This is a genomic window from Asanoa sp. NPDC050611 (assembly GCF_040654855.1).
GTDB lineage: Bacteria > Actinomycetota > Actinomycetes > Mycobacteriales > Micromonosporaceae > Asanoa.
Genome location: NZ_JBFAIU010000428.1, coordinates 1 through 5578 on the forward strand (window position 1 = coordinate 1; position 5578 = coordinate 5578).

Below are 5578 nucleotides of genomic sequence, written 5' to 3' on the forward strand. Positions count from 1 at the left end.
GGTTCCGTCCGGCTCCGGTCGATGGCGCACACGGCCGCCGGCGCGGTGCACGCGAACGCCCGCGTACCCGCGACGACCACCACGACGTCCGCCTGCCCTTCGGCTCCCGGGTCACCGCCGAGGCCGAGCTGGCACCAGAGCTGGCCCTGCTGGCCTCCGCCGACCCTGCCGCCTAGCGATCCGGTCGCCCGACCCACCGCATCGAGGCTCGCCTATAGTTGCCCGATGGGCCATTCCGCGGCGGACATCGGCGAGCATTACGACGTCGTGGTCGTGGGCTCAGGCTACGGCGGTGCCATCTGCGCGGCTCGCCTCGCCATCGCGGGCCGCCGCGTGTGCGTCCTCGAACGGGGACGCGAACTGCGCCCGGGCGATTTCCCCGAGACGGCCGTCGGCCTCGCGTCGCAGGTGCAGCTTCGCACCGACACCCGCCGGGTCGGGCCGCGTACCGGCCTGTTCGACCTCCGGTCCGGCCGGTCGGCCAGCGTGATCGTGGGTTGCGGGGTGGGCGGCACCTCACTGATCAACGCGGGTGTCGCGATGCGGCCCTCCGCGGCTGTCCTCGCCGACAGCCGGTGGCCCGCGGCGATCCGCGGCGCGGTGCTGACCCCCTACTTCGACCTGGCCGAACGGATGCTCGGGGCCACGCCCTATCCGGACGCCTGGCCACGACTGTCCAAGATGGAGGCGCTCCGGACGACCGCCACGGCTCTTGGTGACACGGTCGAGCCGGTCAAGCTCACGATCAGCTTCGGCGACGACGTCAACCACCCCGGCGGGGAGCGACCCGCGTGCCGGCTGTGCGGCAACTGCGTCACCGGATGCAACCACGGGGCGAAGGGCGCGTTGACGACCAACTACCTGCCGCTCGCCGTCGCGCACGGCGCGCGGATCGTGACCGGCGCGGAGGTGCGCACGGTTCTGCCGCGTGGGGACGGCTGCTGGGTCGTCGCCACCGCGGAGTCGTTCGTCACCGCCGACGTGGTCGTCCTGGCCGCGGGCGCCTTGGGTTCGACCGAGATCCTGCACCGTTCGCGAGCGGCCGGCCTGTGGGTCTCGGACCGGCTCGGTGAGGCGTTCACCGGCAACGGTGGTGGGCTCGCCTTCGCGTACGCGGGATCGGAGCGCATCGCCGGCTGGGCCCGAAGCCGGCCACCGCCCGGTGCCGAGCCGCCCGGGCCGGCGATCGTCGGCGCCATCCGCCGCCCTGGCGAATGGTTGATTGAGGACGGCATCGTCCCGACCGGCCTCGCCGCGGTCACTGCGGCGGCGCTGGCGCTGCGGGCCGGTTCACCGTCGCTGCGCACGTTCAAGCAGCTCCTGACCGGGGCACACCACGACCCGGCGGGCCGCACGCTGACCCTCCTGCTCACCGGCGACCACCCCGACGCGGGTCGCCTGGTCTGGACGCCGGGACCGGTCGGTGTCCGCATCGTCGGTGGCGTCGGTGAGGTCGACGCGTCCGGGTTGGCGCGGGTCGCCGCGGCCACCGGCGCCCGACTGGTCACCGACGTCCTCGCCGGCCCCACGGCCAGGCTGTCCGTCCACCCCCTGGGTGGCTGCGCGATGGGCGAGAACGGCCGCGAGGGCGTCGTCGACGACCGGGGGCGGCTGTTCGCGGACACCGCGCGCGCGACCCACGACGGGCTCTACGTCGTGGACGGCGCGATCGTGCCCCGCCCACTCGCCGTCAACCCGATGCTCACCATCGCGGCGATCGCCGAACGCGCGGCCGAACTGCTCGTCGGCGAGCTCCCGACGCCTCGCCCGGTCGCGCCCGCCGCGACGAGCCCCGCGGGGCCGCGGTTCACCGAACGGCTCACCGGCTTCCTCGGTCGCAACACCGACGGTGACCCGGACACGGGTGCCGACCAGGGCCGCCACGACGGCACCGCCGTCGAGTGCCTGCTCGATCTCGCCACCGGCCTCCCCCTGACGGGGCGGTCCTGGGCGGTGACCGGCACCGTGGTGGCGCCCGCGGTGGCCCCGCGCCGGCTCCGGGTCGTCGGCGGGCGGTTCCACCCGGTCGACGCGACGGTGCCGGGTGGCTTCCGGGCCCGCTACGTGCTGCCGCTGCTGGCCGACGACGGCCGCCGGTTCACCATGACGGGCACCAAGGAGATCCTCGTACCCAGGCCCGCCTGGCGTTTGGAGACCGCACTCGCGCCCCTGACGCTGTGGCGCCAGAGCACGACGATGTCCGTCGTGGTCAGAACCGAGCCGGCCGGCGAGGTCGTGGCCGCCGGGCAGGCCGCGATCTCACCGCTGGGCCTGGCGAGGCAGCTGGCGTCGGTGCGGGCACCGCTCCCCGCCATCCGACCGCGACGGTCGACGCCGGTCCGTCATCGGGCGTTGCGAATCCCGCCCGCCGAACCGCGCTGGTGCGCCCGCGACGGCGGCTGGCGGACCGGCGACCGCCTCGGCCCGGACGCGTGGCTGCGGCTGACCCGCTACCCCGGCGGCGACCGCGGCCCCGTCGTGCTGGCACCCGGTTTCGGCATGTCGGCGACGTCGTTCCTGGTGGACACGATCGAGACCAACCTCGTCGAATACCTGTGCGGACAGGGCTGGGACGTCTGGCTCTTCGACTACCGCGCCGGCATCGACCTGCCGTCAGCGCGCTCGGAGTTCACGGTCGACGACATCGCCCGCACCGACTGGCCCACCGCGGTGGCCGAGGTGCTGCGGGTGACGGGCGCGCGCGACGTCCAGGCGCTGGGACATTGCGTGGGTTCGCTGACGCTGCTGATGGCGCTGGCCGCGGGCCTGCGGGGCGTGCGGTCGGCGGTCGCGATGCAGACGACGCTGCACCCGGTGGCCTCGTCCCTCAACGTGGCGAAGGCGGCGCTGCGCATCGGCCGGCTCGCACAGGCGGTCGGCGGGCGCCACCTGCGCCCACCACGCGGCCCGTCCACGACGGCCACCATGGTCAACACGTTGTTGCGTGCGGTGCCCGCACCACCGAACGAGCGTTGCGACCGGGCGATCTGCGCCTGGATCAACGCGGTCTACGGTTCGACGCACCGGCACGCCCAACTCAACGAGGCGACCCACGAGACGCTGGACGACCTGTTCGACGTCGGAAGCCTGCGCGCACTCGAGCACCTCGGCCGGATCGTCGGCGCCCGCGGCGCGCACGCCTACCTCGACCATCCCGAACGGCTGAACCTGCCGCTGCTGCTGGTGCAGGGCGAGTGCAACGACATCTTCCGCCCGGAGGGCAGCCTGCACACCCTGCACTGGCTGACGCAGGCCAACGGCCCGGGGCCATGCGAACGTGTGGTGCTGCCCGGGTACGCACACCTCGACGCCCTCATCGGCAAGGACGCCGCGCGAGACGTCTATCCCGTGATCGCGGCACACCTCGCGACGACCAGCCCATAGGCCGCCCTGCCGACAGACGTCATGGCCGCACCAGGCGGCGGTCGACCCATGAGCGAGCTGGGCTCACGGCACGAGCACGACCCGGCCCCGGTTCGACCGGCTCGCGATCAGGGCCATCGCCTCCGCGGCAGCGGCGAAAGGCAGGTCGACGTGGCGCGGGGCCAGGCGGCCCGCGGCGACGAGGTCCCACAGCTCCGCCCGGACGGCGTCGACCTGGTGCGGTCGGGTGCGGTTCAGGGTGCCGATCGTCAAACCGTGCAGGGTCTTCATGTTCGCGAGGAGCCTCCCCGCGTCGACGGTGCCGCCGGCCGCGCTGAAGGCGACCAGCCGCCCGAACGGGGCCAGGGCGTCGACGCCGCGGCTGAGCAGGTCGCCGCCCACGCCGTCGAGGACCAGGTCGACCGGGTCGCCCCAGGATTCGTCCGCATAGGTCACCGCCGCGTCCGCGCCGCAGTCGACGACGAAGTCCGCCTTGTCGGGCGAGCCCACCGCGCCCACCACACGACCGGCGCCGAGCGTGCGCGCGAGTTGCACCGCCAGGTGACCGACGCCGCTCGCGGCCGCGGTGACCAGCACCGACTCCCCCGCCGTGAACCGACCGGTGCGCAGCGCCGCCAATGCGACCAGGCCGCCGCGCACCACCGCCAGCGCGGCCCCGGCCTCCACACCGGCCGGCACCGGACCGATCAGCCGCGGGTCCGCGACCACGAACTCCGCGTACGCGTCCGTGAAGACCACCCCGCCGACGCGGTCGCCGACCGCGTACCCGGTGACCTCCGGACCGATCTCGGCGACCGTCCCCACGATCTCGCCGCCCGGCGAGGCCGGACCATCGGCGAGCAACCGCACCAGCCCGATCCCGGCGCCCACGGCCTGGACCCGCACCAGCACCTGCCCGGGACCCGGCACCGGCGACGCCGCTTCGACCACCGACGCCCCGCCGCCCGAAAACTTGATCATCCGCACCTCGGCAGTTCACCGCCCGGCGGCCGGAACCGCAACGGATATGTGGGCCGTCACGGTGTCGACGGGCGGCGGTCGACCCAGTCGATGATCAGTTTGCGCGAGGCGAACAGCCAGCAGCCGTCCTCGCGGACGAAGACGTCGTCGTACCGGATCGACATGACCATGAGGAACCGTTGCCCGTCCTCGGTCCAGAGGTGGTGCGCCAGGCAGTACGCCTCGCCCGTGGCCCGGTCGCCGTCCACCGAGACCGTGCTCTGCCCGTTGAAGTGCGTCGTGCGTTCGTAGTTGCGCAGGACCCCGAAGGACTCGGCCAGGTCCGCCCGGCCGTCGACGACCTGCGCCGGCTCGGCCGCGTCGCCCTCGTAAACCTCGACCCGGGCGTCCGCGGTGAACAGCGCCGCCTGCCCCGCGGCGTCGCGGCGGTCGGCCAGCCGGGCGTACGCGTCGACCAGGTCACGGATCGCGGAAGCATCATCCATGGCATAAATCCTGGTCGCGGCGCCCCCGACCGGCCAACACCGGTTGCCTGAAACGCCGACAGGCTCAGCCTGTGGCGGTGAGGTCCGTGCTCGCGGCCAGCGACGTGACGACCGACCTCAGCCGGCCCAGCGCGGGCGACGTGTTGTCCGGCCGCCACACCATCTCCGTCTGCGTGACCTCGCCGGCCAGGGGCACGAACACCACCCCGCTCCGCCGCAGGTTGTGGGACGACCAGCCCAGCCTGGTGATGCCGACGCCCGCGGCGACCAACCCGAGCAGCCCCTGCACGCTGGCGTCCTCGGCGACGATCGAAGGGGTGAACCCCGCCGCCCGGAAGTTCTCGTCGAACGCCCGGTGCCACGGCTCCCAGGAGCTGCGCGGCGTCATCACCCACCGCTCCCCCGCCAGGTCCGAGAGCGACAGTTCCGCGCGGCCGGCCAGCGGATGCCCCACGGGCAGCACCGCGCACACCTGCTCCGTCGCGATGGTCGCTGACGCCAGCCCGGGCACCCGCGGCGGCCGGGTGAACGCCAGGTCGAAGTCACCGTCGAGGACGCCCGAAACCAGCGGCGCGATGGCGGCCGAGGACGTGGTGACGCGCAGGTCCGGCAGCTGTTCCCGGGCCGCCCGTACGACCGGTGGCAGCAGGTGGTTGGCGATCGTGGACAGGAACGCGAGCCGGAGCGAGCCTGTCTCGCCGCGCGCGGCCCGCCGCACCAGCGCGACGGCGTCGTCGGCGCGGTCCAGC

Annotated in this window: 4 protein-coding genes; 1 reads left to right on the forward strand and 3 read right to left on the reverse strand. The window is 74.0% G+C overall.

Annotated elements, in window-relative coordinates; genetic code table 11:
* Positions 1 to 225 precede the first annotated feature (225 nt).
* Positions 226 to 3384 carry a GMC family oxidoreductase N-terminal domain-containing protein gene (locus AB0H87_RS37175; RefSeq protein ID WP_360156941.1) on the forward strand — a complete coding sequence of 1053 codons (3159 nt, stop codon included), beginning with the start codon at positions 226 to 228 and terminating at the stop codon, positions 3382 to 3384.
* Positions 3385 to 3447: 63 nt separating this feature from the next.
* On the opposite strand, the gene AB0H87_RS37180 is transcribed toward AB0H87_RS37175, so the two are convergent.
* The 3 genes from AB0H87_RS37180 to AB0H87_RS37190 form a co-directional block, all read right to left on the reverse strand.
* Entirely contained in the window at positions 3448 to 4344 is an 897-nt protein-coding gene (locus AB0H87_RS37180; RefSeq protein ID WP_360156944.1) for a zinc-binding dehydrogenase, read from the reverse strand.
* Positions 4345 to 4400: 56 nt separating this feature from the next.
* On the reverse strand, positions 4401 to 4829 hold the full coding sequence (locus AB0H87_RS37185; RefSeq protein ID WP_360156947.1) for a nuclear transport factor 2 family protein: 429 nt from the start codon (positions 4827 to 4829) through the stop codon (positions 4401 to 4403).
* Between the two features lie 64 nt (positions 4830 to 4893).
* Positions 4894 to 5578 (reverse strand): LysR family substrate-binding domain-containing protein (locus AB0H87_RS37190; RefSeq protein WP_360156950.1); only part of this gene is annotated, 685 nt, incomplete at its 5' end.

Excerpts from the sequence above, each read along its gene's own strand:
- AB0H87_RS37175 (WP_360156941.1), top strand. The coding sequence starts at position 226 with ATGGGCCATTCCGCGGCGGACATCGGCGAGCATTACGACGTCGTGGTC.
- AB0H87_RS37185 (WP_360156947.1), bottom strand. The coding sequence starts at position 4,829 with ATGGATGATGCTTCCGCGATCCGTGACCTGGTCGACGCGTACGCCCGG.
- AB0H87_RS37180 (WP_360156944.1), bottom strand. The coding sequence starts at position 4,344 with ATGATCAAGTTTTCGGGCGGCGGGGCGTCGGTGGTCGAAGCGGCGTCG.